The organism is Alcanivorax sp. HI0044, from assembly GCF_001634945.1.
On sequence record NZ_LWEZ01000709.1, the window covers coordinates 1 to 3,985 of the forward strand.

Sequence of the window (3,985 nt, forward strand, 5' to 3'; positions counted from 1 at the left end):
CACAGTCAGACTTTCCATTGCGCTGATCCATTTCGCTGATTCTTCAAGGAGTCTCCATGAGCGATTCACAATTTGATGTGGTGGTCTTTGGGGCCACCAGTTTCGTTGGCCAGATTCTCTGCCAGTACCTCTTTGACACCTACGGGACCAATGGCGAGTTAAAGTGGGCAGCAGCCGGGCGCTCACTGGATAAACTGGAGCAGGTAAAAGCCTCACTGGGCAACGCCGCCAGCACCCTGCCCCTGATCACCGCCAATGCCAACGACGACGACAGCCTGGACGCCCTGTGCGCACAGACCCGCGTGGTGGTTTCAACCGTGGGGCCTTATGCGCTGTATGGCGAGCCCATGATCAAGGCCTGCGTTAACAGCGGCACGGATTACTGCGATCTCACCGGTGAAGCCCAGTGGATTGCCGACATGCTTGAGCAATACGAAGCCACCGCCAAGAAGAATGGCGCACGTATCGTGCATTGCTGCGGCTTTGATTCCATTCCCTCGGACATGGGCGTGTACTTTCTCCAGCAGCAAGCCCAGGCCCGCTTCAACGCGCCGGCCAGCACCGTGCGCATGCGCGTCAAAGTGGCCAAGGGTGGCGTTTCCGGTGGCACCGTTGCCAGCATGATGAACATTGCGGAAGAAGCCGGAAAAGACCCGGCATTGCGCAAGAAACTGGCCAACCCCTACCTGCTTTGCCCACCAGACCACGGCTTCAAAAGCCGTCAGAGCAGCATCGGCCTGGCCAGTTACGATAACGACTTCAACGCCTGGGTCGGCCCCTTTGTGATGGACGCCATCAACAGCCGTGTGGTGCATCGCTCCAATGCCCTGACCGGCCAGGCTTACACTGATCACTTCACCTATAACGAGGCCATGCTCACCGGCGATGGCATGGGTGGCCGCATGAAAGCCCTGGGGATTGGTGCCGGCACCGGGCTGTTTTTTGCCGCTGCGGCCATCAAGCCTACCCGCTGGGCACTGAACAAGTTTGTGGTGCCACAGCCTGGTGAAGGCCCCAGCCCCGAGGCACAAAAAGCCGGTTTCTACGACATCCGCTTTGTCGGCCACACCGACAACCAGGACACCCTGAAAGTGAAAGTCACCGGTGATGCGGACCCCGGCTACGGGTCCACCGCCAAACTGCTGGGCCAGGCCGCCGCCTGCCTGGCCCAGGACGTGGTAGAAAATGCCCCCGGCGGCTTCTGGACCACCGCGTCCCTGCTCGGCGAGCCGCTACTGAAACGGCTGCAGGAAAAAGCCGGCATGACGTTCACCGTGATCGACTAAGGCACTACCCGGCCTGTGACCTCGGTCACAGGCCGCAGCAATTTTCAGTGGCAGCGGATGCCAGCCTCACACGCAATCCGTATTCTCCCCGGTTTTCCAAACAGGACGGGGTTGCCATGGAAGCGCTTGCCATACTGAAAATTTTATTGATTCTATTCCTGCTTGGCTCAACGATTTACAGCGCCATTGTCTATCAGGGCCGCAAGAAATCCTCACTGAAAAGCCTTGCAGCATTCCGCCAGCAACACTCACCCCAGCGCAAGCTCGATCCCACCGAGCTACGTCTTGTTGACGCGGTTATCGCCCAGGCAGAACAAAAAACCCTCGGCGCCCTGGACAGCCATGAGGTTTTTTCTCTCAGCGGCCCCTACCTGCGCCACGGTCTGGAAACCAATGGCAATACGGTGTGGCATGACACCATCGGTGGCGTGGAGGTATTGCTGCCCTACGATGCGGACTATTTTCTCCGTGACCACAATGAGGCCCTGGTGGTACTGGCTGAGAAACAGGCCATCGTCATTGCGCTCAACGATGAGTTCTCTCTTGCTGGAGGGGAAGAGCGCGAGCAGCGTCGCGAACAGAAACAAAACCAGTGGGAAAACGGCGAATACGGTGCGCTGTCACGGGTGTTTGATGCCGATGACAACGAGGCAGAAGACGACCAGAGCGATTCACTGACCATCCGCGAGCAGCGACAGGAAAGCGACGCGGAAATGGAAGCACGGCGTGGCCGCGGTGTCGCCTTGCTGCCCGGCTTCCTGTGGTCGGTGGCGTTTGTCTGTCTCGGTATTGCCATCATTGCCGACACAACAGCGGTACTGACGATCTGCCTGGTGATCAGTCTGCTCGCCACCCTGTCCGCCCTCTACCTCTTCTTCCGTCGCCCACCTGCCGGCGAGCCGCTGAAGGTGAACCAGGTCTACGGGCAGATTCGTCTCACCCCGGTAGGTGTGGATGAACAGAACAACGTGCAGATATCCGTCACGCTGAACGACAGCATCGGCTTTTCTCTGCCGGAACACTGGCGCCCCTTTATTACCTATGAAGACGGGCAGAACCAGGAGATGGCCATCCGGGTCGACGATTACAGCGTTGTCAGTTACGGCAACCGGATGTCCCTGGATCAGGAAGTACGCCGCTTTCCTCCGGTGTACTGGGGGCGACACCTGACCCTGGCCATCGTGGGCGCCATCGCCCTGCTGTTTCCGCTCAGCAGTGTCACCCAACTCTCCCGCGACATCCTCCTTACCAGCCAGTCACTCAGCGGTGCACCGCAAAGAGAGCTGGACAATGCCAAGGCCGTGCGTGACAACCCGCCCGCCGCCGGTACGCTGGTCCACCTCAAGGGCAACGCCCGCTGTGCCGTGGAGACAGGAAGCTACTCGCCCAGCATCGACTGCCGGCAACTTTATTGGGGTAGCAGCGCCCCCCGGTCCAGCCACACCCAGGCACCAGACATCATCCAACGTTTGCAGGATAAGGACTTGCTGCAGGCACGCAGCGACAACTACCTGACACTGATGGCCACCATGCAAGGCTGGGATACTTACCGTAATGGCAAGCCGGTCATGCTCACCAACCTGCCCCGCATCATAGAGACGCTGGATTCAGCCTGCGCACAGAACGGCACTGACGGGGATATCGACTACCGTTGCCAGCGCATCCACCGGCAGATGCTGGAACGACTCATCTATACCCTGGACCCCCAGCCGGAAAACTGGCACCCGCTACGCGAGGCGGTTCAGCAGCGCGCGGACACCGATGACCCGGTCACCGCCATCACCAGCGAGGCTCATATCAAGGTTCTGCGCCAACAGATAAGTCAGCTTGTTATTGCGCTGGATGCTGGCCGCAGCCTGGAAATCGCAAAAGACATCAACAACAGCCAGCAGGGCGGAGTGGCAATCCGCCTGGTGCAGGGCCCATTGCCCGCCGCACTGGAGGCGGCGGAAAGTCATGACCGAAGCGCCATCATGGACAAACTGCTGGCCATGATCGACGCCCCCGCCGGGCAGCCGTTTGCACTCAGCGGCATGGTCACGGCATACCAGCCCGGTAGCGGCGACGCGCCAGCGACACTCAGCCTGGACCTGACCCGCCATCGCGACACCATAAAACCGGCGGCGATCAATGTGCTGTGGTTGCTACTGGCCGCAGGTCTTCTGTTCGGACACGGGGTCATGGCTGCGGTGCGATTTGCCCAGCACAAAAAAAGACACCAGGCGGTTGCCGCCCTGTACGCCTGAAGCCAGCGACTTAGCCGTTACAACCCCAGGCACGCACCATGCAGCGCTGGCCACCCTGACGGGCGCAATACTGCAGCGCTGTGCTCTGGGCCTGGCTGCCGCTGGAGGCGGTGCCCCAGCCATAGGCGGAGCTTCCCGAGGACTGATCCGCCGCATAGGCAGCACAGCCCCTGGAGAACGTCTGCACCACCCGACAACCGTAACCGCATTCGCTCAGTGCGCGAGACTGGGCCTGCTGCATGCTTTGATGATTATAGCTGAAGCCGTACTGATCACCCTGATTGCTGTCGATGGCTAGGGGAGCCTCTGAATAACTCCTTGCATGCTCAGTCTTTCAGGCTGGCTCGCAATCTAGGCGCGATTTTGATGGCATGCTGGTTGCCTGTCGAAAAAGCGCAACAACGAGTGCGGGCCAGCCTGGAAGACCCGGAGGGCGCGGCCTGAAGGGCACAT

The 3,985-nt window shown here is 60.0% G+C and carries 3 protein-coding genes; 2 read left to right on the plus strand and 1 reads right to left on the minus strand.

What is annotated here, in order from left to right:
- Window positions 1-56 precede the first annotated feature (56 nt).
- Window positions 57-1,286, plus strand: coding sequence for a trans-acting enoyl reductase family protein (locus tag A3730_RS08565; protein WP_063537921.1), 1,230 nt, complete (start codon window positions 57-59; stop codon window positions 1,284-1,286).
- Between the two features lie 47 nt (window positions 1,287-1,333).
- Window positions 1,334-3,532: an IgaA/UmoB family intracellular growth attenuator gene (locus A3730_RS08570; RefSeq protein WP_156496838.1), complete on the plus strand. Its 2,199-nt coding sequence runs from the start codon at window positions 1,334-1,336 to the stop codon at window positions 3,530-3,532.
- Window positions 3,533-3,542: 10 nt separating this feature from the next.
- Here A3730_RS08570 and A3730_RS08575 read toward each other — a convergent pair whose 3' ends face one another.
- Window positions 3,543-3,824, minus strand: a complete 282-nt coding sequence (locus A3730_RS08575) for a DUF4189 domain-containing protein (RefSeq protein ID WP_063519054.1) — start codon at window positions 3,822-3,824, stop codon at window positions 3,543-3,545.
- Window positions 3,825-3,985 lie beyond the last annotated feature (161 nt).